At 36.7% G+C, this 22,822-nt stretch carries 19 protein-coding genes; 13 read left to right on the plus strand and 6 right to left on the minus strand.

Features of this window, described 5'->3' with window-relative positions; all coding sequences use genetic code 11:
• Positions 1-47 precede the first annotated feature (47 nt).
• Both lpxB and QOX03_RS00935 read left to right on the plus strand, forming a co-directional pair.
• Positions 48-1,151 (plus strand): lipid-A-disaccharide synthase, encoded by a 1,104-nt coding sequence (gene lpxB, locus QOX03_RS00930; protein ID WP_283671126.1) that lies wholly within the window; start codon positions 48-50, stop codon positions 1,149-1,151.
• 3 nt (positions 1,152-1,154) lie between these two features.
• Positions 1,155-3,107 (plus strand): ComEC/Rec2 family competence protein, encoded by a 1,953-nt coding sequence (locus QOX03_RS00935; RefSeq protein ID WP_283671127.1) that lies wholly within the window; start codon positions 1,155-1,157, stop codon positions 3,105-3,107.
• Between the two features lie 140 nt (positions 3,108-3,247).
• Here the strand turns inward: QOX03_RS00935 and QOX03_RS00940 are convergent, their stop codons facing one another.
• Positions 3,248-4,882, minus strand: a complete 1,635-nt coding sequence (locus tag QOX03_RS00940) for an ABC-F family ATP-binding cassette domain-containing protein (RefSeq protein WP_119058766.1) — start codon at positions 4,880-4,882, stop codon at positions 3,248-3,250.
• A gap of 57 nt (positions 4,883-4,939) precedes the next feature.
• Here QOX03_RS00940 and smpB point away from each other — a divergent pair, with 57 nt between their 5' ends.
• From smpB to QOX03_RS00955, 3 genes are all read left to right on the plus strand, one after another.
• Positions 4,940-5,395, plus strand: a complete 456-nt coding sequence (gene smpB / locus QOX03_RS00945) for an SsrA-binding protein SmpB (protein WP_119057129.1) — start codon at positions 4,940-4,942, stop codon at positions 5,393-5,395.
• Positions 5,396-5,440: 45 nt separating this feature from the next.
• Positions 5,441-6,886: an OmpA family protein gene (locus tag QOX03_RS00950; protein WP_283671128.1), complete on the plus strand. Its 1,446-nt coding sequence runs from the start codon at positions 5,441-5,443 to the stop codon at positions 6,884-6,886.
• A gap of 204 nt (positions 6,887-7,090) precedes the next feature.
• Entirely contained in the window at positions 7,091-8,017 is a 927-nt protein-coding gene (locus tag QOX03_RS00955) for a malate dehydrogenase (protein WP_283671129.1), read from the plus strand.
• 106 nt (positions 8,018-8,123) lie between these two features.
• Here QOX03_RS00955 and QOX03_RS00960 read toward each other — a convergent pair whose 3' ends face one another.
• Positions 8,124-9,053 (minus strand): dihydroorotate oxidase, encoded by a 930-nt coding sequence (locus tag QOX03_RS00960; protein WP_283671130.1) that lies wholly within the window; start codon positions 9,051-9,053, stop codon positions 8,124-8,126.
• Between the two features lie 85 nt (positions 9,054-9,138).
• On the opposite strand from QOX03_RS00960, the gene pyrF reads away from it, so the two are divergent.
• Positions 9,139-10,485, plus strand: a complete 1,347-nt coding sequence (gene pyrF, locus QOX03_RS00965) for an orotidine-5'-phosphate decarboxylase (RefSeq protein WP_283671131.1) — start codon at positions 9,139-9,141, stop codon at positions 10,483-10,485.
• Positions 10,486-10,571: 86 nt separating this feature from the next.
• Here the strand turns inward: pyrF and QOX03_RS00970 are convergent, their stop codons facing one another.
• From QOX03_RS00970 to QOX03_RS00985, 4 genes are all read right to left on the minus strand, one after another.
• The gene (locus QOX03_RS00970; protein WP_283671132.1) at positions 10,572-12,242 is read right to left on the minus strand and encodes a helix-turn-helix domain-containing protein; all 1,671 of its coding nucleotides are present in this window, start codon (positions 12,240-12,242) and stop codon (positions 10,572-10,574) included.
• 15 nt (positions 12,243-12,257) lie between these two features.
• On the minus strand, positions 12,258-13,637 hold the full coding sequence (gene hisS, locus QOX03_RS00975; protein ID WP_283671133.1) for a histidine--tRNA ligase: 1,380 nt from the start codon (positions 13,635-13,637) through the stop codon (positions 12,258-12,260).
• 158 nt (positions 13,638-13,795) lie between these two features.
• Positions 13,796-14,542 (minus strand): YebC/PmpR family DNA-binding transcriptional regulator, encoded by a 747-nt coding sequence (locus tag QOX03_RS00980; protein WP_119058760.1) that lies wholly within the window; start codon positions 14,540-14,542, stop codon positions 13,796-13,798.
• Positions 14,543-14,622: 80 nt separating this feature from the next.
• Complete coding sequence (locus tag QOX03_RS00985; protein WP_119058759.1) at positions 14,623-16,290, minus strand: glutamine--tRNA ligase/YqeY domain fusion protein; 1,668 nt, start codon at positions 16,288-16,290, stop codon at positions 14,623-14,625.
• A gap of 184 nt (positions 16,291-16,474) precedes the next feature.
• Between QOX03_RS00985 and ccoS the strand changes: the two genes are divergently transcribed.
• The 7 genes from ccoS (at position 16,475) to QOX03_RS01020 (ending at position 22,759) form a co-directional block, all read left to right on the plus strand.
• A complete protein-coding gene (gene ccoS, locus QOX03_RS00990; protein ID WP_119057121.1) occupies positions 16,475-16,630 on the plus strand; it encodes a cbb3-type cytochrome oxidase assembly protein CcoS in 156 nt (51 codons plus the stop codon).
• Entirely contained in the window at positions 16,630-18,906 is a 2,277-nt protein-coding gene (gene ccoN, locus QOX03_RS00995; RefSeq protein ID WP_283671134.1) for a cytochrome-c oxidase, cbb3-type subunit I, read from the plus strand. Before ccoS ends, ccoN begins: the two co-directional genes overlap by 1 nt.
• Complete coding sequence (locus tag QOX03_RS01000) at positions 18,907-19,098, plus strand: cbb3-type cytochrome c oxidase subunit 3 (protein ID WP_283671135.1); 192 nt, start codon at positions 18,907-18,909, stop codon at positions 19,096-19,098.
• A gap of 12 nt (positions 19,099-19,110) precedes the next feature.
• Positions 19,111-20,058 (plus strand): cbb3-type cytochrome c oxidase N-terminal domain-containing protein, encoded by a 948-nt coding sequence (locus QOX03_RS01005; RefSeq protein ID WP_283671136.1) that lies wholly within the window; start codon positions 19,111-19,113, stop codon positions 20,056-20,058.
• A gap of 98 nt (positions 20,059-20,156) precedes the next feature.
• Positions 20,157-21,599, plus strand: a complete 1,443-nt coding sequence (gene ccoG, locus QOX03_RS01010) for a cytochrome c oxidase accessory protein CcoG (protein WP_283671137.1) — start codon at positions 20,157-20,159, stop codon at positions 21,597-21,599.
• 6 nt (positions 21,600-21,605) lie between these two features.
• Positions 21,606-22,055 carry a FixH family protein gene (locus QOX03_RS01015; RefSeq protein WP_283671138.1) on the plus strand — a complete coding sequence of 150 codons (450 nt, stop codon included), beginning with the start codon at positions 21,606-21,608 and terminating at the stop codon, positions 22,053-22,055.
• A complete protein-coding gene (locus QOX03_RS01020) occupies positions 22,040-22,759 on the plus strand; it encodes a sulfite exporter TauE/SafE family protein (protein ID WP_283671139.1) in 720 nt (239 codons plus the stop codon). Before QOX03_RS01015 ends, QOX03_RS01020 begins: the two co-directional genes overlap by 16 nt.
• Positions 22,760-22,822: the final 63 nt, after the last annotated feature.

The raw sequence follows: 22,822 nt of genomic DNA on the forward strand, positions 1-22,822 counted from the left end.
AAATAAATGAAAAAAATGATTAAGTTTGTTAAGAATCTCTTTATGATATGAAATATTACATCATTGCTGGTGAAGCCTCCGGAGATTTACACGGGAGCAATTTGATGAAAGAACTGCAAAAGCTAGATTCAGCAGCGGAATTTAGGTTTTGGGGAGGGGATTTGATGGCAGAAGTTGGGGGAACCTTGGTCAAACATTATCGTGAGTTAGCTTTTATGGGATTTATAGAGGTGCTGATGAACATTAGAACGATTTTGTCTAATATTTATTTTTGCAAAAGAGACATTTTAGATTGGCAACCAGATAAGGTTATTTTTATCGATTACCCTGGTTTTAATTTGAGAATCGCACCTTTTGCCAAAGAAAATGGCTTTGAAACGATCTATTATATTTCTCCGCAAGTTTGGGCTTGGAAGAGTGATCGTGTCAAAAAAATAAAAAAATGTATCGACCAGATGTTAGTCATTCTCCCGTTTGAGAAAGATTTTTATGCACGCTGGGGTTATCAAGTTGAATTTGTGGGGCATCCATTGTTGGACGCTTTTGCGCAAAAAGATTTTGAAAAAAAGGAAATTTTTCTCAAAAAATATGGCTTAAATGAGAAACCCATCATTGCCTTGTTGCCTGGTAGCCGAAAGCAAGAAATCACTAAAAAATTACCAACAATGCTGGCGATGGAAAAGCTATTTCCTGATTACCAATTTGTGATAGCTGGAGCGCCAGGGCAAGATTTAGAATTCTATCAATCACTGATGAGTAAGGGCACGAAGGTGGTGAAAAATGATACGTACAATCTTTTGCACAATGCTCACGCAGCTTTGGTTACCAGCGGAACAGCAACGCTGGAAGCGGCACTGATGAAGGTACCAGAAGTGGTCTGCTACAAAGGCAGTCGGATTTCATATGAAATCGGGAAAAGATTAATTAAAAATATTGACTACATCTCTTTAGTTAATTTAATTTTAGAAAAAGAAGTAGTGAAAGAGCTGATTCAAACAGACTTTACCGAAGAAAATTTACAGAAAGAGTTAGCTAAAATTTTGGAAATAGGGCATCGAGAAAGAATAGAAAAAGAATATCAAGAATTACGAGAAAAATTGGGTGGAGAAGGAGCCTCAGCACAAGCTGCAAAATTAATTGTAAAGAGCTAAGTCATGAATTTTCAGCCCTTTGCATTCTATGTAGCAGCTTTAGCTGGGGGAATATTGATTCAAAATTGGTTAAGTTTTTCTGCCTATAAATTAGGTTTCTTTCTATTTTTGGTGCTACTTATTTTAATTTTCACTTTTTTTAAAGGCTTTAGAAATTTATTTGTTTTCACCTCTTTAGCTTCCATTTTGATGGTCGGGGCAATCGTCTTTAGCTTTCACAAATTACCTGAATCTATAGATGAAATTTCACTCCAAAAAGTGGGAATAAAAGTGAAAGTGAAGGAATTTCTAAAGCCTTCAGAAAAATACCAAAAATACACGGGCGAAATTCTAAATGCAGACAATTCAACCATCAATCATCAGAAAATTTTGCTTTACATTCCTAAGGATAAACCACTGATTTTCCCAGGGCAAAATGTTTTGCTCAAAGGCTCTTTGCAAGCTGTTCCGCCAGCGCTAAACCCACATCAGTTTGATTACCGAAATTACCTAAAACACAAGGAAATAGGTTTGCAGATTTTTGCTAGAGAGATTAAAGTAACGGATGAAAGTTTGAATACATCAGGATGGTTTTGGAAGCAAAAAACTCAAATCAAAAAACGGCTAGAAAAAAATCAATTTTCCACAACTTCTCAGCTTTTTATCGCTTCGCTCGGTTTAGGAGATCGAACTGATTTTAGTACGGAGTTGACACAGAAACTTTCGTTTGCAGGGGTAATTCACTTGTTTGCCATTTCAGGTTTGCATGTTGGGATTGTTTTTGGATTAATGATGATTTTAGGGCTCCCGTTGTTAAGATTCCCTTACGGGAGAAAACTAAGAATTGTATTTTCTCTGTTGATGATTTGGCTGTATGCTTGGTTTATCGGTTTTTCACCATCGGTTACTCGAGCTGCATTGATGCTGACGATTTATTACGCTACGTTTCTTTTGCAACGCCCTACCAATATTTATCACACGCTTTGTTTGGCAGCCTTTATTTTATTACTTATTCAGCCACATCAGCTGTTTGATGTTGGATTTTTACTGAGCTTTTCAGCTGTTTTTTTTATCGTCTATTTTAATCCCATACGAGAGAAATTTAAAATGAAAATCCCGAAACGGTGGCGGAAGATTTATGACATAGCGGTGATATCACTATTTGCGCAGCTGGGCGTGATGCCTGTGATTTTATATTATTTTGGTAATTTTTCCTTTTTATTTTTGTTTGCTAATATTTTGCTGATTTTGCTAGCTGGGTTTTTAGTCATTCTTTCGCTATTGATGGTTGGTTGGGTAATCGTGGCAGATGTACCTCAAATTTTGGTGAAAACAGTGAATTTTGGAATGGAAATGATTTATCAACTGATTGATTTTTTTGCTCATCAAGATGGATTTATTGTACAGAATATTTCTTGGAATTGGGTTCAAATTTTAGCTTGGCTATCGGCTTTGATTTTCATGAAAAAAATCTTAGAAAAGCATGCAATTCAGCTAGTTTTGGGTTTGCTTTGCTGCGTCGTATTGTTTGAGAGCGCACGTTGGGTTGAAACTTATCAAGCTGTGCAAAAAAAGGAATTAATTGTGTTCCATCAGAACCGAGGTAGCGCGCTGGGTTGGAGAGATGGGCGGGAGCTCAGAGTATTCTATAAAGGTGAGAATATTAAGGGTTTGAGAGATTTTATTTTAAAACCTTACATCAGAAAAGAAAAAATCAAGGCTTTAGAAATTTTTGAATTTGGAGAGGATTTTGCTCAAGGGAAATTCCACAAAATAGGAAGTAAAATAAAGCTTGGAGAGACTCGAATTAGTCTTATGCCGCCAAATACTAATGCTAGCTATATTATTGAAAAAGATGAAAGTCAATGGAGAATAATAGATGGGATATCTTATCAAAATAAAATTGAAAAGGCAAATAAAAATTTTCTAATCTATAAGACTCAAGAAAAAGGAGCCCTGATTTTGAGAAATTTTTAAAGGCTTAGAAAAATTTATTTTATCCTGAAATTTGCGTCACTTCTTTTTTTTATTATTTGTAGAAATAGCTGTTAATTATTCGTTTAGAAATCAAATAATTAACAGCTATTTCTTATTTTGCTCTATTCTTTTTTTTAATATTAATCAACTTTTGTTTGATAATATTTTTGGCGTAATTCTTTTACTTTTGGGTCTTTTAGATATTCATCATAAGTCATATATCTATCAATAACGCCTTTGGGGGTGATTTCAATGATTCTGTCGCAAACGGTTTGAATTAACTCATGGTCGTGAGACGACATTAGAATTGTGCCTTTGAAGTTCATCAAAGAATTATTCAGAGCAGAGATAGATTCTAAGTCTAAGTGATTGGTCGGCTCATCAAATAATAAGACATTTCCTTTGAGTAACATCATGCGAGAAAACATACAACGCATTTTTTCTCCTCCCGAAAGCACAGTAGCTTTTTTTAGCGCTTGTTCACCAGAGAACAGCATTCGCCCCAAGAAACCACGAATATATTCCTCGTGGCGCTCCTCATCGGAATCTACGTATTGCCTCAACCAGTCGACTAAATTTAAATCTTTTTCAAAAAAATCGGTGTGATCTAGCGGAAGATAAGTTTGAGTCGTAGTGACGCCCCATTTATAGCTTCCTCCATCTGCAGACTTGTTACCGCTTATGATTTCAAAAAATCGAGTTTGAGCCAAGCTATTTTTGGAGATGATAGCTACTTTGTCTCCTTTTTTGAGGTTTATGGAAACTTCATCAAATAAAATTTCATTATCAAGTACGGCCTTCAAACTTTTAGTTTCCAAAATTTGATCGCCAGCTTCTCTTTCGCGTTCAAAAATGATGGCTGGGTAACGTCGAGATGAAGGTTTAATTTCTTGCATATCAAGTTTATCAATCATCTTTTTACGGGCCGTAGCTTGTTTAGCCTTAGCGACATTGGAGCTAAAACGCTGAATGAATTCTTGTAATTCTTTCTTTTTCTCCTCAGCTTTTTTATTAGCCTGTGCACGCTGTCTTGCGGCTAACTGAGAAGCTTCGTACCAAAAAGAATAATTCCCTGAGTAGAGATTGAGTCTGCTGAAGTCTAAATCTACTGTGTGCGTACATACGGCATCTAGAAAGTGGCGGTCGTGAGAAACGACAATCACAGTGTTTTCATAATCCGCCAAGAAGTCTTCTAGCCAAGAGATGGTTTCTACGTCTAAGTCGTTGGTCGGCTCGTCTAGTATCAGCACATCAGGATTCCCAAAAAGTGCTTGAGCTAATAAAACACGAACTTTTGTTTTGGGATCTAGATCACCCATTAATTTGTAATGATCTTCTTCACTCACACCAACATTGGAGAGGAGTGTTGCGGCATCGGCTTCAGCTGTCCAGCCGCCCATTTCCTCATAAACCACACCTAATTCGCCAGCTTTTACGCCATCGGCTTCGTCAAAGTCAGGCTTAGCATATAATGCATCCATTTCTGTTTTGATGTCAAAAAGCTTTTGATTTCCGCGTAAAACGGTTTCTAGAACAGAAATTTGGTCAAATCGGAAGTGATCTTGCTCTAGTACAGACATTCTTTTGTCTGTTTCTAAACTCACATGGCCAGAGGTTGGCTCTTGCTCGCCAGATAAAATTTTGAGAAAAGTTGATTTTCCAGCCCCGTTGGCTCCGATGATTCCATAGCAATTACCTTTGGTAAATTTGATATTGACTTCATCAAAAAGAACTCTTTTTCCGAACTGAAGAGAAACATTAGAAACTGTTAACATATATTTTGGAATAAATTTTGATTCGTAATAAAATTCAAAGGTAAAAAATAACTTTTTGTGATACAAAAAGACGTAAATATAAAAAATAAGAAAGCAAAGTTCAACTACGAGTTGCTTGATGACTACATTGCAGGCATTCAACTGAAGGGGACTGAAATAAAATCCATCAGAATGGGGAAAGCTAGTATAGCAGAGAGCTTCTGTGAGGTGAAAAATGGAGAGATTTTCATCGTAAACATGCATATCAACGAATATGATTTTGGCACGCACAATAATCATAAAATAAAAAGAGACCGAAAACTTTTGCTCAATCGGCGGGAAATTGATAAACTTGAACGCAAAACAAAGGAAACAGGCTTGACGATTGTTCCCCTGAATTTATTTATCAATCAAAAAGGCTTGGCAAAAGTAAAGATTTCTTTAGCAAAGGGTAAAAAACTTTTTGACAAAAGAGAAAGCATAAAAAAGAAAGATATGCAACGAGATATAGCTCGAATAAAAAAGAATTTTTAATTTTGCGTTAAATATAGGATTAAATTAAATTATAGTTTATTTAGTATGAAAAAGTTAAATTTAGTATTAGGCTTGGTAGCTCTGCTCTTTGCAGGCTCACTTAAGGCTCAAGATGCCCAAAATCCTTGGGGAATTTCTATCGGTGCACATGCTGTGGATCACACCTCAGTTAGTGGGCTTTTTGATGGTTTTTTTGATTATGATGATTACAGTGTAGTACCACCGTTATCAAAACTTTCAGTTGTACGTCACCTGTCTGGACCTTTCAGTGCAGATTTAACTGCTTCCATTGGGCAGATTGACAACAAAAGATTAATGTTAAATGATTTATTTTTCTTAAACGCAGGTTTAGGTTTGCGTTTTCAGTTTTTGAATGCTTTCACTAAAAAAAGTAGTTGGTTTGACCCTTACTTACGCGTAGGTGCTTCATACAACAAGACAGATTATAGCAAGATTAATATATCTAAGAGTTCTCCTTACAAAACTTTCGATGGATCTCTTATCGACAAAGAATTTAAAGGAGCAGAAGATCACTTTATGACTCAGTTAGGAGCAGGAATCAACTTTTGGTTTACAGACAACATCGGGCTAAACATTGCATCTGATTACAACTGGGCGCCAACCGTGGAAGGAAATACAATTAACTTCTTTCAGCATACTGCTGGTTTAGCCTTTAAATTCGGATTACAAGACAGAGATAAGGATGGAATCCCAGATGATAAAGACGAATGCCCAGATACATTTGGTTTGAAAGAGTTTAATGGTTGCCCAGATACTGATGGAGATGGAATCCGTGATATAGATGACGCTTGCCCAGAGGTTGCAGGTTTGCCAGAATACAACGGCTGCCCAGATACCGATGGCGATGGTATAGCTGACAATGTAGATAAATGCCCAAACCAAGCAGGGCCTAAAGAAAACAATGGTTGCCCTTGGCCAGATACTGATGGAGATGGGCTAAATGACAATGTAGATAAATGCCCAAATCAAGCAGGACCTAAGGAAAATAATGGTTGCCCTTGGCCAGATACTGATGGCGACGGATTCACAGACAATGTAGATAAATGCCCTAACGAGCCAGGTATAGCACCAAGCGGATGCCCAGAGGCAGCAGTAATGGTACAAAACATCAATGTTGGGTTTGCAGTTGAGTTTGATTTTGATAAAGCTTCAATCCGACCAGTTTCTAAAGCTAAAATCGAAGAAAAAGCAGCTCAAATTAGAAAAGTTCTAGAGGTTTATCCAGATATGACTTTATATATCGACGGGCATACCGATAGCAAAGGTGCTGCTTCTTATAACAAAAATCTTTCTCAGAAAAGAGCAGCCTCTGTAGTACAAGCGCTGGAAGGAGAAGGAATCTCTGCAGGAGTATTGACTCCAAGAGGATTTGGTGAATCTCAGCCAAAATGTTCAAACGATACCGAAGAAGGTAGACAATGTAACAGAAGAGTTGAGGTAACTATCAATAAACTAGGTGAGCAGAAATAATCACACGTTTATTATAATATAAACAAAGAATTAAGCCGTTTCATATTTTGAGGCGGCTTTTTCGTTTAAAATTTTTAAGCCTTAAAAAAAAACATGTCAAAAAACATATCAAAAAACTTATAAAAGTAATGTATTTTATTCCAAAAATATTTTGAATATTTCTTATCTTTAAACCAAAATAAAATTTCACAAAATCATTAAATCATGAAAGTAACAGTTGTAGGTGCTGGAGCCGTAGGCGCTAGTTGTGCAGAATACATTGCAATTAAAAATTTTGCCTCAGAAGTTGTTTTAGTTGACATCAAAGAAGGCTATGCTGAAGGGAAGGCTATGGACTTGATGCAAACGGCTTCTTTAAATCATTTTGACACAAAAATCACGGGTTCTACCAACGATTATTCTAAAACAGCAGATAGCCAAGTAGCAGTAATTACTTCAGGAATCCCTAGAAAACCAGGAATGACTCGTGAGGAATTAATCGGAACAAATGCCAATATCGTGAAATCAGTCGTAGAGCAATTGGTAAAAGAATCGCCTGATATTACGATTATAGTGGTGAGCAACCCAATGGACACCATGGCATATTTGGTTCACAAAGCAACTGATTTACCCAAAAATAAAATCATAGGAATGGGAGGCGCTTTAGATAGTGCTCGTTTCAAATACAGATTAGCCGAAGCTTTAGATTGCCCAATTTCAGATGTTGACGGAATGGTGATTGGTGCACACAGTGACACTGGAATGTTGCCATTAACACGCTTAGCAACTAGAAATGGTGTGCCAGCGTCTAAATTCACTAGCCAAGAAAAATTAGACGAAGTAGAGCAATCAACACGTGTGGGCGGTGCCACTTTGACTAAATTGCTTGGGACATCGGCTTGGTATGCACCAGGTGCTGCCGTGAGCGAATTGGTAAGAGCCATTGCTCAAGATTCCAAAAAAATGTTCCCTTGCTCACTACTATTGGAAGGAGAATATGGGTTGAACGATGTGTGTGTAGGCGTGCCAGCAATCATTGGAGCGAATGGAGTAGAGGAAATCATAGAAATCGAATTGAATGAAGAAGAACGTGCCAAGTTTGACGAAGCTGTGGAAAAAGTAAGAGAAGTGAATAAGGCTTTAGATGCTTGAAAAATTTTTTAAGCCTTAGAAAAAAATAGACTTAAAAATTAAAAAAAACCTCAGAGAGATTAGATTATTTTCTGAGGTTTTTTTATTTATTTGCATGAGAAAATTTTTAAAGGCTCTTTAAATTCCCTTTAAAATCCTCAATTTTAGAATAGTTTTTTTTGTACATAATTTCCTCCAATTCTTTTTCAAGCCTTGAGAAAATTTGATTTTTTTCTTTCATCAGCTGCGAACCAACCTGTACCATCGAAGCACCACACAGTAAATGCTCAAAAACATCTTTACCGCTCAATATGCCGCCACAGCCAATAATTTTAATGGATTTTGGTAGTAATTCATAAAATTTTCTAACATTTGCAAGCGCCGTAGGCTTTACATATTCACCGCCCAATCCGCCAAAACCATCTTTGGGTTTGATGACAACAGATTCAGTTTGGGCATCGATGTATAAGCCATTGCCAATGGAATTAATGCATGTTACAAAAGATAACGGAAATTGCTTTAAAATCTCAGCCATTTGCTCAAAGTGAACCATATCGAAGTACGGCGGGAGCTTCACGCCCAGAGGTTTATCGGTATAAATTTCAAATACTTGCTCTAAAACTTCTCGTGTCCGCTGAAAATCGTAACCAGTTTGCGGTTTCCCCATGATATTGGGACAAGATAAATTCAGTTCAAGTAGAAACTCAGCTTTGCTTTCGTGTGCCTTTTTAGCCATGGCTAAATTGTCTTCAAGACACAACCCCGCGATGGATAGGAAAAGTGGTTTCTGATGATAATTATTCTCAATGAAATTTAAATAAAAATCAAAACCTTGGTTGGCTAACCCCATTGAATTGATGGTTCCTAAAGGCGTTTCTGCATAGCGTGGCGTTGGATTCCCTTCACGATACAGGGGCGTGGCACTTTTCGTGACCAAACTGGAGTTGCTCCCGCTCAATAAGGCGTTGAGTTCATCATAACTGGTGCATAAGGCTCCGCTGGCGTTCATCAAAGGATTTTTGAAGCTGAAATTGGCAATATTTGTGGATAAATCCATAAAAGTTCAATTAAGTGTGAGTGCATAAAAATAAGAATTCTTTTAAATTTGCTGAAATTACAATTCAATTTCTAAAAAACCGCTCATGAAAAATAAAGAAGAATTTTTGCTAAAGGCTTATGAATTAGGAATCATAAAATTTGGAAGCTTTACCTTGAAAAGTGGTATAGAATCACCATTCTATGTAGATTTGAGGCCCTTGGCATCGAGTCCTGAACTTTTGAAAACCTTGTCTAATAATTTACTTCAATTAGTCGATGATAGAAGACTAGAGCTGATTTGTGGAGTCCCTTACGCAGCTTTGCCAATGGCTACCGTAATGAGTTTAGAGAGTGGAATTCCATTAATTATTAAAAGAAAAGAAAACAAAGGCTATGGAACAAAACGAATGCTGGAAGGAGTTTTCAAAAACGGGCAAAATTGTTTGTTGGTAGAAGACGTCATCACGAGCGGGAAAAGCTTGGTAGAAACCATAGATGAGGTAGAAAAAGAAGGGCTGAATGTGACTGATATCGTCGTGGTTTTAGACAGAGAGCAAGGGGGAATCGAACGATTGAAAGAAAAAGGCTATCGAGTTTTGACCCTGTTCACAATTAATGAGGTGATAGATATTTTACACAAATACCGCCGACTAGAAGCCAACGAAGTAGCTAAAATTAAAAACTTTTTGAGCGAACCGCCATCAGCCCCACTACGAAAAAGAAAAAAGCTAGAAGAAAAAGATATTCACCATCCTGTGGGTAAAAAGATGATAGACATTGCGTTACGTAAAAAATCAAATTTGATTGCTTCTGCAGATGTTGTGAGTGCTCTGGAATTGAAAAAGTTAGCCGAATCCATTGGCGATAAAATCGTAGCTTTAAAGCTTCATACTGATATTATTTCGGATTTTAGTTGGACTTTGGTAGAAGATTTACGAAGTATCGCAAGAGAAAAAGATTTTCTTTTGTTTGAAGACAGAAAGTTTGCCGATATCGGGAATACGCAAGAGCTTCAGTTCAAGCAAGGGATTTATAAATTCGCAGATTGGGTAGATATGGTAACCGCTCACCCGATTGCTGGTGAAAAAAGTTTTTCCGTATTTGACCCAACTGGCGTTATTGCCATAGTAGAAATGTCTTCGGCTGGTACTTTGACAGATAATTACTATGTTTCCCAAGCCTTGAATCTAGCTCAAAAATCTAATAACGTTTTTGCCGTAGTAGCTCAAAGACAAGTTCCAGATGACTTACTTTTATTAACTCCTGGCGTAAATTTAGAATCAAAGGGCGACAACAAAGGACAACAATACAATACGCCAGAAAAGGTTTTCAGCGATTACTTTACCGATTTCATAATTGTTGGAAGAGGAATTTATAAATCTAATAACCCCACAGAAGCCGCAGAGGAATACAGAGAAAGAGGTTGGAAAGCTTATTTGGAAAGTTTATAACTAGCGATTTCGGAAACGTTTGATTTCACTTTCTGAGTAAAATTTTTTAAGCCTTAGAAAAATTTCAGAATAATTTTTTTTAAGGCTTAAATTTTCAGTAAAGCCCGCTGAATATCTTCATACGAAACCATTTCATTCAAAAATTCAAAAATTGGTTTAAGTTTTATTTCATTATCTTTAAACTCAATTTTTTGTAGCGCTTTTTTGACTTGAATGATAATATCTTTATCAACAACAATCGAAGAAAAATCAGTTTTTGGATAATTTTTTTTCACTTTATTCAAATGCCCGAAGATTGTCTCTAACGAATAGCCTCTTTCCTCAGCAATTTCCTCTAGCGATAGACCAGAATCTAGCATTTCTTTAGTAACGAGGTGAGTAGCCTTCTTTTTAGCTTTCTTTTTTTGCCGATTTTTTTTGATTTCTTTTTCATCCACAGTCCCACCACATTTCAAGACAAAAATATGATGCTCTGAACTTAAATCATCCAATTCAAACTCGCTATCAACTTCGTCTGATAATTCTAAAAAACGTCGGTCAGCACGGAAGGCTAAATCATCTAATTGCATAGCCAAGTCATTCACACCCAGTAATGTAAGTTTATCAAAATCCTTCAGCCGAGAGAGCGCCACGTAGCCTTGCCCTTTCTCAAAGGTTTTTCTCAAATCTACACAAGCCTCATCTAGCGTCATACCTTGACTTTTGTGAATGGTAATAGCCCAAGCCAAGCGTAGCGGAATTTGCGTATAAGAAACCAAAGTTTTGCCCGTTTCATCTTCGATTTTCCATTCCTCGCTTCTAGCCTCTATCCAGTTGCCGTCTTTGGTTTCTACCAACGGGAAACCCTCTTCGGTGAAATCTCTTACCACACCTAATGTGCCGTTAGAATAGAGCTTTTCAAAATTATTTTTCACAAACATCACCTCTGCACCTTCTTTCAAATAAATGATTTCTGGCGCCAAAACATTATTCTTTAAAGTTTCACCCAAAGTTTTATTCCCTTTCACCATAGCTTTAAACTTCTTAGCAGGAGCATTGATTAAATTTAATTGAATTTCATTAATTTTATCAACATCAGCATTGTGAGTATACAATTGTGGAAAGCGATTCACATCGCTGTACATCGCTTCTTGAGCTTTTTCATTGACTAAGTTATAAGATTCCGCGCTCAAATTTCTTGAGCGAATTTCATTGAGCAACTGATTGAGGAAATTCTTACTTTGGCGGTATTGCTGAGTCAAATAGCAGACTTTGAGTTGGGCTTGCACCCAAGCATGGGACATGAAGCAAAATTTATGCTTGCTGGTTTCCCATTCGCTACCAATGGGCGGTAACTGAAAAAAATCACCTGAAAAAACCACTTGAACTCCACCAAAAGGCAACGTATTCCCCTTGAAGAACTGCAAAACTTCATTCACCAAATCCAGCTGTTTGCGGTGCAACATACTGATTTCATCAATGATCAAGACCTTGACATCCTCCATTTTATCACGCATATATTTTTTCTGCTGTAGAAATATCAAATGTGCTAGAGAAAGATTATCTTTGATGCCGATTCCGCTCCAAGAGTGGATCGTCATCCCATTCAAATGAGTCGCAGCAATCCCAGTGCTAGCAGTCACTGCGGTGGGGACTTTTCGGTCTTTAAGGTACTGAATATACTGATTGAGCACATAGGTTTTCCCCGTTCCAGCAGAGCCAGTCAAGAATATATTTCGTCCGCTTTTCAGTAGTGCGAGCGCTTTTTCTTGTGTCATTTTATCATTATTTTTTTAAGCCTTATAAAAATTTTCTTTCAATTCATTAAATTTAGAAAGCAAATTAGCTTGTTTGATTTCGTACTGCTCTCCAGTTTTTAAATTTTTCACAGCCAAAGAGTCATTTTTAATCTCATCTTCACCCAACAAAGCCACGTGGCTGAAATTTCCTTTATCTCCGTAGCTAAACTGCTTTTTCATTTTCGCATCTTCAGGGTAAAGCTCCGCTTGAATCCCAGCTTGGCGTAATTTCTGAATATATTTTTGAGCTTCAGAGGCTTCATTTTCACCAAAGTGGATGAACAAAACTTTGAAATGTCTTGTTTCTTGCATAGGGAAAAGTCCAAGCTCCTCCATTACCAGATAAATGCGGTCTAAGCCAAAAGATATCCCGACACCTGGCATGTCTTTGAGTCCAAAAATCCCTGTTAAGTCATTGTATCTGCCGCCGCCGCCGATGGAACCCATTGTCACTTTTTTTGCTTTGACCTCAAAAATACAGCCAGTGTAGTAATCTAAACCACGCGCCAAAGTCAAGTTTAAAATAAGTTCTGATGAAAGAAATTGATGATTTTTTAGTTTATTTTGAATAAATTTCAAATCCTCAATGCCTTGCATACCAATTTCAGAAGGCTTTAGAAATTCTTCCAATTGGTTCAATTGCTCATCAAATGTACCTTGGATGTGGAATAGTGGTTTAAATTTTTCTATAGAATTTTCTTGAATTCCTTTCTCCTTCATTTCAGAAATCACAGCATCTTGCCCGATTTTGTCTAATTTATCTAGCGCCACGGTGAAATCAATTAGCTGCTCTTGAATTTCAGCAATTTCAGCCAATCCTGCTAAGATTTTTCGGTGATTGATGTGAATTTCTGTAGGAATTTCTAAATCATGAAAAGCAAAATCATATAATTGAATCAGGTCTATTTCTTGCCACAGCGAGTCACTGCCCACAACGTCGGCATCGCACTGATGAAATTCACGAAATCGCCCTTTCTGTGGGCGATCTGCTCGCCAAACGGGCTGAATCTGATAGCGTTTGAAGGGGAAAATCAATTCATTTTGATGCTGAACTACAAAGCGTGCAAAAGGCACGGTGAGGTCGTAGCGCAGCGCTTTATCTGATATTTGAGTGGCTAAACTTTGTGCTCCAGCACCCCAATCTTTAATCTTGCGAGTAAAATCTCCGCTTTTTAAAATTTTAAAGATTAATCGGTCGCCTTCTTCGCCGTATTTCCCCGTGAGTGTAGAAAGATTTTCAAACGAGGGAGTCTCAATGGGTGAGAATCCAAAAAGTTCGAAATTCTTTTTTAACTTTTGAATGATAAAATTTCTCTTTTTCACCTCCTCGGGCAAAAAATCGCGAGTTCCTTTAGCTATTGTAGGTTTTTGCATGGTTTCAAATTTACTAAAACTATCAAATGATTTAAAATGAAAAAAAATTAAGCCTTAGAATTTCTTTTAAATTTTGAAATTAGATTCTTAGGAAAAACAAAAATCTGCAATTTTTTGATTACAGATTTTTGTTGAAAATTTTTTAAGCCTTAGAAAATTTATTCTTCTAATTGACTTTCTATTTCTTCAGAAATATCCATCGTATGGTATACGTTTTGCACGTCTTCATCTTGCTCAAAACGGTCTATAATGTCCAGAATTTCTTTGGTTTCTTCTAGATTTAAATTTTTGGTAATATTAGGAATACGTTTTAACTCTGCATTTTTTACCGAGATTTTCATTTCATCAAGTTTTTGAGAAACTGCGCCAAAACTTTCAAATTCAGAAGTGATGTAGACAAAGTCTTCATCGATTTCAAAATCCTCTGCTCCGTAATCAATTAATTCCAATTCTAAATTTTCTATATCAGTTTTCAGCTGTGATTTCTCGATGGTGAAAACACCCTTTCGGTCAAACATAAAAGTTAGTTCGCCGTTTTTGCCGAGATTTCCACCGACTTTGTTAAAGATAGCACGTACGTTGGCTACGGTTCTATTGTTATTGTTGGTTGTACATTCCACAAAGATTCCAATGCCGTGAGGGGCATAGCCCTCAAAGGTAATCTCATCATAAACTTCAGCATCTGCGCCAGAAGCTTTTTTGATGGCACGTTCCACATTGTCTTTGGGCATATTGACTCCTTTAGCATTATCAATAGCACGGCGCAGGGCGTGGTTGGTATCTGGGTCTGGGCCGCCCTCTTTCACAGCCATGGTGATTTCTTTCCCAATCCGATTGAATTGTTTCGCCATTTTATCCCAACGGGCAAATTTGGCTGCTTTACGATATTCGAATGCTCTTCCCATTTTTTTTATTTTTTTAAGGCTTAGGACTGATTTAAGTATTTTTTTATTTTATTTAAAATTTTAATAGGCTTTTAAAAAAATTATTTCTTTTTAGCCCAATTATCTCTCAATGCTACGGTACGATTAAAAATCATTTGATTTGGCTGGCTATCTTTATCTGCAACGAAGTAGCCTAAACGCTGAAACTGAAAGCGGTCGCCAGGCTTGGCTTCTGCTAATGAAGGTTCTCCAAAACCTTGAACAACTTCTAGTGAATTGGGGTTGATAAAGTTTAAAAAGTCAATATCTTTGTTGCCATCAGGTGCTTCTTCGGTGAAAAGTCGATCGTATAAGTTTACGGTAATGGGGATGTTTTCGTGAGCTGAAACCCAATGTAAGGTGCCTTTGACACGTCTTTGGCTGGCTTCCGTTCCGCTACCACTTTTGCTTTCTTCGTCGTATTTGGCATAGATGCATGTGATTTTTCCGTTTTCATCTTTCTCTACTCGGGTGGCTTCTATGATGTAAGCACCTTTTAGCCTGACTTCTTTGCCGATGCTTAGGCGGAAGAATTTTTTGGGAGCATCTTCCATGAAGTCTTCTCGCTCGATGTAAAGTTCTCGGGTAAAAGGGATTTCCCTTTCTCCAGAATTTTCATCCTCAGGGTTGTTTTCTACTTGTAGATATTCGGTTTTATTTTCTGGGTAATTTTCGATAATTAATTTTACGGGATCTAGTACGGCAAAAACACGTGGTGCGATGGCATTAAGGTGGTCTCGAATGGCGTATTCTAATAAAGAAATATCAATCACATTATCACGTTTAGAAATGCCTGCTTTTTCCCAAAAAGTTTTGATGGATTCTGGTGTGTAGCCGCGTCTTCTCAAGCCTGAAATGGTTGCGAGACGGGGGTCATCCCAGCCATTGACAATGTTTTCATCAATTAAACGTTTCAATTTTCTTTTGCTGGTAATCATGTAACTTACATTGCCTCGAGCGAATTCTCTTTGTTTTGGCGTTAAATCTGATTCTTCGCTTACTTGCTCTAGGTACCAGTTATATAAAGGGCGGTGATTCTCAAACTCAATGGAACATAAAGAATGTGAAATTCCTTCGATGAAGTCGCTTTCGCCGTGCGCCCAATCATACATGGGGTAAATTTTCCAGGCATTACCAGTGCGGTGATGTGGCTTATTGAGCATGCGATACATCACAGGGTCACGCATGTTCATATTAGGAGAAGCCATGTCTATCTTAGCTCGGAGGACTCTTTTGACATCGGAAGTGTCATTTTTCATTTCTTCAAACAAACGAAGATTTTCTTCTACCGAGCGTTCACGGTAAGGGCTGTTTATACCTTGTTCAAAAGGTGTTTTTCTTTGTTCCACAATGGTTTCTGAATCTTGATCATCTACATAAGCTTTGCCTTCTTTGATGAGCTGAATAGCCCAGTCATAAAGTTGCTGAAAGTAATCTGAAGTGTAACATTCATTGCTCCATTGAAATCCTAGCCATTGAATATCTTCTTTGATGGCATTGACGAATTCTTCCTCTTCGGCTTCAGGATTGGTGTCATCAAAACGGAGATTGACTGGGGCTTTATATTTTTCACCCAAACCGAAATTTAAACAAATGGCTTTGGCGTGCCCGATGTGCAAATATCCGTTGGGCTCAGGGGGGAAACGAAATTTTAATTTATTTGGATTCATTCCCTTTTGCAGGTCGGCATTGATGATTTGTTCAATAAAGTTATTGGATTCGAGTTCCATTTGAGTTGTCTTACTTGTTTAGAATGCCAAAGTTAAATAAAAACGAACATAATTGAAATTATTGTCAAGAATAGCTGTTAATTATTTAAATAATTTCTAAATTAGCCTTTGTGAAAAATTAATTAACAAAAGTCATAAGTAAAAAAGAATTCATATTTTATACTTTTGTGCTGAAGTAGATACTATGGGGATAATATTTTTAATGATATTAGCAAGCGTTTCTCTCGCATTGATTTTTTTAGTCATGTTTATTATTTTTGCGAAAAAAGGTCAGTTTGATGAGGGTGAGTCCCCTGCAATCAGAATATTAAAAGACGATAACACTAAAGAAGACGAATAATGCAAATGCAAACTTTTTATTACGACAATAAAGTTGTAAAGTATTTTTTATACGCGACTATTTTTTGGGGCGTATTAGCTTTTTTATTAGGTTTAACGGTAGCAGTGCTTCTGTTTTTTCCTACTTTGCCAGAATATTTGTTTGGAACCGATGATGGTGGTGTAAGCTTTACTATTTTTGGGACTACGATTCAGGATTTATCCAACACACAAGGAGTAATGGGATTTGGAAGATTGAGGATGCTACACACCTCGGCAGCTATTTTTGCTTTTGTGGGGAATGGATTTTTTGCTGGCGCTTATTACTCGATGCAAAGGTTGCTGAAGACTCGCATGGGTAGTGATGTCCTAAGCTGGGTGAACTTCTGGGGATGGCAGGCAGGTTTGATACTTGTGGTTATTAGTTTCTTTTTAGGTTATAATACATCAAAGGAATATGCAGAGCACGAATGGCCTATAGATATTGCCATTGCTGTTATTTGGATTGTTTTTGGTATAAATATGTTCATTACTATTGCGAAAAGACGTGTGAGACATATGTATGTGGCCATTTGGTTTTATATAGCAACTTGGGTGGGTGTGGCAATGCTTCACATTGTTAATAATATAGAGATTCCTGTGACTTGGAATGTTCTTCAGCCGAAGAGTTATTCTATTTTTGCTGGCGTTCAAGATGCACTTGTGCAGTGGTGGTATGGGCACAATGCTGTAGCTCTTTTTTTGACTACACCAATATTAGGTTTAATGTATTACTTTTTGCCTAAAGCAGCAAATAGACCAGTTTTCTCTTATAAATTATCAATTATACACTTTTGGTCTTTGATTTTTGTTTATTTATGGGCAGGTCCTCACCACTTGATTTATACCTCTTTACCAGGCTGGGCACAAGCGGTAGGGACTGGCTTTTCAGTAATGTTGATTGCTCCATCTTGGGGTGGTATGTTAAATGGTTTGTTAACGTTAAGAGGAGCGTGGGATAAAGTAAGAGAAGATCCTATCTTAAAGTTTTTTGTAGTAGCAGTGACATGCTATGGGATGGCAACTTTTGAAGGACCGATGTTGGCAACAAAAACTTTAAATAAAATTGGTCACTTCACTGATTGGGTTATTGCTCACGTACACGTAGGTACTTTGGGGTGGAATGGATTTATGGCTTTTGGTATGATTTATTACATTATACCAAGAATATTTAATACAAAATTAGCGTCAAGAAGTCTAGCGAATACCCACTTTTGGTTAGGAACACTAGGTATCATTATGTATGTGATCCCGATGTATATAGCAGGGTGGACGCAGGCCTTGATGTGGAAGCAATTTAACCCTTCTGGGACTTTAGTTTACTCTAATTTCTTGCAGACAGTAACAGAAATCTTCCCTTATTATATAATGCGTGCAATTGGAGGAACATTATATTTATTAGGCTCTGTTCTTATGGTTGTGAACGTAATTAAAACAGTGAAAAGCGGTTCATTCATTAAAAATGAGAAAGCAGAGGCACCCGCATTGGTGAAGAAGCCTTCAACAAGAGAAAAAACAGAAAAAGTTCACCCTTGGTTAGAGAGATCTCCATTATTATTTACTTTACTTTCATTATTAGCTCTAGCTATAGGTGGTTTGGTAGAAATTGTACCGACCATGGTTGTGAAATCTAATATACCGACGATATCAAGTGTGAAGCCTTACACTCCGCTAGAAATGGAAGGTAGAGATCTTTACATCAGAGAAGGTTGCAATGCTTGTCATACTCAAATGATCCGTCCGTTTAGAGACGAAGTAAAAAGATACGGAGAATATTCTAAACCAGGAGAGTTTGTTTATGACCACCCATTCTTGTGGGGGTCCAAGAGAACAGGTCCGGATTTAGCAAGAGAAGGCGCTAAAAGAACAGATTCTTGGCATTACAAGCACCTTTGGAATCCAAGGCAAACGTCAGAAGGTTCCATTATGCCTCGCTATCCTTGGTTAATAGAAAATGAATTAGATAGAAGCTTAACTGTTCAAAAGATGAATGCACTAGCTACAATCGGTGTACCTTATACAGAAGAAGAAAGAACTCAAGAAGCTGTATTTAAAGATATGGATGAACAAGCTTTAGCCATTGAGAAGAGAGTTTTTGATGAATCTCCAGACTTGGCCGCTCTATTCGAAAAAGAGAGAAAAGAAAAAGGAGAAGCGTTTGTTCCTTTAAGAAGTAGAGAAATCACAGCAATTACGGCGTATTTACAACGATTAGGAATCGATATTAGTTTGGAAGAAACTGAAACAGTAAGTAATTAAATGTTAAAATATTATAAAGATTATTTTGGTTATGAAAACGCAGAATGGTTGCAGCTTGTTATTTTAATTGCTTCAATTTTATTCTTTGTATTATTAATCTATTCAGTAATAAATAAACCAAAAAATTATTATAAAAAAAACTCTGAGTTACCATTAGAAGATGATAGTGAGGAGGATAAATTTAAAATATAAATTATCAAAAAAATGAAACATAGAATCCCTGGTAGCGTATTTATTCCTGTAGTTATGTTGGTAATACTAGCTGCATTTATGACGGTGACTCCTGTTAATTTCATTCCAGAGCATGGTCTATTAGGTATTTTTTATAATGCTTATTATCAGATTATAAATGTTTTGAGTAACTGGGTTGTTTGGGTCATACTTATTCTTTCTTTCTTGATGCTTTTGGTAGTTGATTACATGAATAAAGTCATAGAGAGAAAAAAATTCGAACAATTAAGCCCTGAAGAGCAAGCTATTTACGTAGAAGAAAAAAAAGCAGGCTTCTTCAAAACTTGGTTTAGAAGTGGTAGAGAAAAGCAAACGGAAGAAGAAGAACAGGCTATTTTGTTAGATCACGGTTTTGATGGGATTAAAGAACTAGACAACAGTTTACCGCAGTGGTGGCTCGCTTTATTTTATTTAGGTTGCATATACATGGTTATTTATATTGTAGCTTACTTTACGACAGACTTTGCTCATCCTATTGAGGAGTTTAATGTGGAGACTGCCATGCTACAAGAACAGGCAGATGAGTGGATTAAAAGTAATGACATCACGATAGCTGAAGCTGAGAATTTTTACCAAGATGAGGCAGCAATAGAGAGAGGTAAAGTTATTTATGAAAACATTTGTGCTACTTGCCATACAAAATCTGGGGGTGGCTCTGTCGGGCCTAACTTGACAGATGATTACTGGATAAATCATACAGAAGATGATTTATTCAAAAATATTTATAAAGTTATTTATGATGGTAGCCCGAACAACCCAGCAATGCAAGCATTTGGGCAAACGAAGCAATTAACGGGGCTAGATGTTCAGGATGTTTCAAGTTACGTTTATAGTTTAAATCAAGTTCAGCAAGAGGTAACACAAGCGGACGGGGGCTTGGAACCTCAAGGAGATGAAATTTCTAAATGGAAAAGAAAATAATTTTTTAAGCCTTAAAAAAAAATAGAAACGCAGTTTTTTGACCTGCGTTTTTGTTTTTTTAATTAGGTTTAAAGAAAGCATATTAATAAATTTGTTACATGTCAACAAATCAAAATAAAACAAAACTCGAAGATGAGCTTGAGAGTTTTCGTAATAGTATAGGAACAGCAGAGAAATCTGGGAAAAGAAAATGGGTTTTTGCCAAAAAACCAAAAGGCAAGTACTATAATTATAGAAGTTACGTCAGTTGGTTTTTAATTTTAATCCTGTTAGTTGTACCGTTTATCAAAATAAATGGAAATCCTTTATTCAAATTTGATGTTATAAAAGGAGAATTTTATCTATTCAGTTATCCGTTCTTTACCTCAGATTTCAAAATTCTAGCGATAGGAATGATAACTACGATGGTCTTTATCATTTTATTCACGGTAGTATATGGAAGAATTTTCTGTGGATGGATTTGCCCGCAAACTATTTTTCTCGAAATGGTTTTTAGAAAAATAGAGTATGTAATAGATGGGGATAGAAACAAGCAAATTAAATTAAAAAACCAAGCATGGAACGAAGAAAAAATTAGGAAAAGGCTTCTGAAGTGGACGATATACGCCATTATTTCATTCATTATTTCTAATATACTCTTTGCGTGGGTGATAGGAGTGGATAAATTAAAAGATTTAATCGTAGAAGGTCCTGTTGAGCATTTCAGTACGCTTTTAGGCTTGTTGATTTTCACGGGAATATTCTATTTTATCTTCACTTGGTTTCGTGAGCAAGCCTGTGTTTTGGTTTGCCCTTACGGGAGATTGCAAGGAGTCTTGATTGATAAAAAAACCATTATTGTAGCGTATGATTACGTTCGGGGAGAGCGAGAAAAAGGGAGACAACGCTTCAAGCGAGGGCAAGACAGAGAAGATAAAGGCATTGGTGATTGTATAGACTGCGGGCAGTGTGTTGCTGTTTGCCCTACGGGAATTGATATCCGAAACGGGACTCAGCTAGAATGTGTGAATTGTACTGCTTGCATTGATGCTTGTGATGAGGTAATGACTAAAATAAACTTACCAACTGGGCTAATTCGTTATGCATCAGAAGAAGAGATTGCAGAGAAAAAACCATTCAAATTTACTGCAAGAATGATAGGTTATAGCGTTGTATTGCTCATTTTAATAGGTGTATTGGCTTCTTTCCTCTTTATGAGATCTGATGTGAACTCTAAATTTTTACGAATGCCAGGTACAGATTATAAAACTGAAAATCATTTAATCATGAATCAATTTACATATCAATTACAAAATAAAACCAAAGAAACCAAGCAATTGCATTTGAAGCTTGCCTCTCACCCAGAAGGCGAAATTATACTAGAAAACGGGACTTCTGTTATCATCATGCAACCTGGCGGTGAAATACAAGGCAATATGGTAATAAAGATACCGAGAGAGCAATTGAGATCATACAAAGAGCGAATTGAAATTGAATTGGTAGATGAAAATAATAAACTAATCGATAGCCATAAAACTAGTTTTGCAGCACCATTCCAATAGAAAATTATGAAAAAAATTAAACTTAATTGGCCATATTTAGTAGTGATTGGCTTAGGGTCTTTTATGATTTTCATATTGACTTTAATCTATTTGGCAGGCGATACAGGCGATCTCGTAACAGATAATTACTATGAGCATTCTCTGAAATACCAAGAAGAAACCATTGATGCAGCCAACCGAGCAAGTACTTTAGTTTATAAACCTGAGATAAAAATTCAAGTCAATGGGATTTTAATTTCATTTCCAGATAGTTATGAGATTCAGAATGGAAATGTTTTGTTAATGCGGGGAGTTAAGAAAGAAAATGATATTCATTTTCGCATTAATGAAAATGCTAAAGAAATTTTGATACCAGCGGTGAAGTTAGAAAAAGGAGAATACGACATGTCTCTTCGCTGGGAAATGAATGATGAATTTTATCTCATCCAAAAAGTTATAGAATGGATACCACGCTAATTATTGCAGCCATCTCGCTAGGTTTAGCTTCTAGTTTACATTGTGTAGGGATGTGTGGGCCCATTGCTTTTTCTTTGGGGTTAAACCAAGAAAACGCAGTGAAAAGTTTAAGTAAAAATTTAACTTATCAAACTGGTAGGGCAATAACTTATTTAGTTTTAGGCCTATGCATAGGCGTTATAGGGACAGGATTCACAGCGGCAGGAATTCAGAGTTATATCAGTATTTTTGCTGGAATTCTGATGATTTTAATGGTCTTTTTGCCCAAAAATTTAGAAAAACATATTTCCCCTAAATTTTGGTTAGGTAAAATTTTGATCCAACTTAAATCAAAATTAGCTCAATTCCTAAAACGCAAATCTTATCTCTCTTTTTTAGTAACAGGTATGCTAAACGGGCTTTTACCTTGCGGAGCAGTCTATATAGCCTTGGTCGCAGCCATTGCAGCAGGTTCACCATTAGGTTCAGGCCTTTTTATGTTTCTATTTGGGTTAGGCACGATGCCGTTGATGTTTTTAGCCGCGCTGGCAGGTTCAACCATTCATCAAAACTTTCGTTTGAAAATTGTAAAACTTTTACCATACCTTACCGTTTTGGTCGGCATTATTTTTATTTTGAGAGGAATGTCGCTAGGCATCCCCTATCTATCTCCTCCGCAGGAAGTTTTGAATACAAAGGTAGATTCTACACATCATTGCCATTAAAATTTTTAAAGGCTTAAAAAAAATTAAATATCAGCTAGGGGGAATTAATCAAACAAACAAATC

Origin of the sequence: Candidatus Ornithobacterium hominis, from assembly GCF_951229915.1 — a bacterium.
Classification (GTDB): Bacteria; Bacteroidota; Bacteroidia; order Flavobacteriales; family Weeksellaceae; genus Ornithobacterium; species Ornithobacterium hominis.

Coding starts and splice junctions, on each gene's coding strand:
- QOX03_RS00955 (WP_283671129.1), top strand. CDS start 7,091: ATGAAAGTAACAGTTGTAGGTGCTGGAGCCGTAGGCGCTAGTTGTGCA.
- QOX03_RS00970 (WP_283671132.1), bottom strand. CDS start 12,242: ATGACACAAGAAAAAGCGCTCGCACTACTGAAAAGCGGACGAAATATA.
- QOX03_RS00935 (WP_283671127.1), top strand. CDS start 1,155: ATGAATTTTCAGCCCTTTGCATTCTATGTAGCAGCTTTAGCTGGGGGA.
- QOX03_RS01000 (WP_283671135.1), top strand. CDS start 18,907: ATGTTAAAATATTATAAAGATTATTTTGGTTATGAAAACGCAGAATGG.
- QOX03_RS00985 (WP_119058759.1), bottom strand. CDS start 16,290: ATGGAACTCGAATCCAATAACTTTATTGAACAAATCATCAATGCCGAC.
- QOX03_RS00960 (WP_283671130.1), bottom strand. CDS start 9,053: ATGGATTTATCCACAAATATTGCCAATTTCAGCTTCAAAAATCCTTTG.
- ccoN (WP_283671134.1), top strand. CDS start 16,630: ATGCAAATGCAAACTTTTTATTACGACAATAAAGTTGTAAAGTATTTT.
- ccoS (WP_119057121.1), top strand. CDS start 16,475: ATGGGGATAATATTTTTAATGATATTAGCAAGCGTTTCTCTCGCATTG.
- QOX03_RS01020 (WP_283671139.1), top strand. CDS start 22,040: ATGGATACCACGCTAATTATTGCAGCCATCTCGCTAGGTTTAGCTTCT.
- QOX03_RS00940 (WP_119058766.1), bottom strand. CDS start 4,882: ATGTTAACAGTTTCTAATGTTTCTCTTCAGTTCGGAAAAAGAGTTCTT.
- pyrF (WP_283671131.1), top strand. CDS start 9,139: ATGAAAAATAAAGAAGAATTTTTGCTAAAGGCTTATGAATTAGGAATC.
- ccoG (WP_283671137.1), top strand. CDS start 20,157: ATGTCAACAAATCAAAATAAAACAAAACTCGAAGATGAGCTTGAGAGT.
- QOX03_RS01015 (WP_283671138.1), top strand. CDS start 21,606: ATGAAAAAAATTAAACTTAATTGGCCATATTTAGTAGTGATTGGCTTA.
- QOX03_RS00950 (WP_283671128.1), top strand. CDS start 5,441: ATGAAAAAGTTAAATTTAGTATTAGGCTTGGTAGCTCTGCTCTTTGCA.
- hisS (WP_283671133.1), bottom strand. CDS start 13,637: ATGCAAAAACCTACAATAGCTAAAGGAACTCGCGATTTTTTGCCCGAG.
- QOX03_RS00980 (WP_119058760.1), bottom strand. CDS start 14,542: ATGGGAAGAGCATTCGAATATCGTAAAGCAGCCAAATTTGCCCGTTGG.
- QOX03_RS01005 (WP_283671136.1), top strand. CDS start 19,111: ATGAAACATAGAATCCCTGGTAGCGTATTTATTCCTGTAGTTATGTTG.
- lpxB (WP_283671126.1), top strand. CDS start 48: ATGAAATATTACATCATTGCTGGTGAAGCCTCCGGAGATTTACACGGG.